Here is a 300-nt window from a genome sequence, read left to right as displayed (position 1 = left end):
ATTCTTGTTTTCTTTTTCTCTTTCTAAACCACAACCACACCATTGATTGTTTTCAGCTCCCCATTTACCATCAGCATCAGTGTAGTAAACAACACAGTTTGGATCACTACAGCACTTGTAACCTTGAGCAACAATCTTGGCAGAACACTTGTTTACGTTTGGAAGAGTCTTAGTTTGGGTTGGAGTACTTGGTTTTGGGGCAACAGTGGTGGTAACTGGTTTTGGAGCGACGGTAGTAGTTGGTTGTGGAGCAGCGGTAGTTGGAGCTGGTTGTTGACCTCCTGGCTTGGTGGTGTAAAC

At 44.3% G+C, this 300-nt stretch carries 1 protein-coding gene; it reads right to left on the bottom strand.

Features of this window, described 5'->3' with window-relative positions; genetic code table 11:
• Positions 1-300 (bottom strand): carbohydrate-binding domain-containing protein (locus tag ASJ80_RS10655; protein ID WP_218833794.1); only part of this gene is annotated, 300 nt, incomplete at both ends.

It is taken from the genome of Methanobacterium bryantii, from assembly GCF_002287175.1.
GTDB lineage: Archaea > Methanobacteriota > Methanobacteria > Methanobacteriales > Methanobacteriaceae > Methanobacterium_D > Methanobacterium_D bryantii.
Note: the sequence above shows the minus strand (reverse complement) of the source record. Positions and strands in the feature narration are given on the sequence as shown.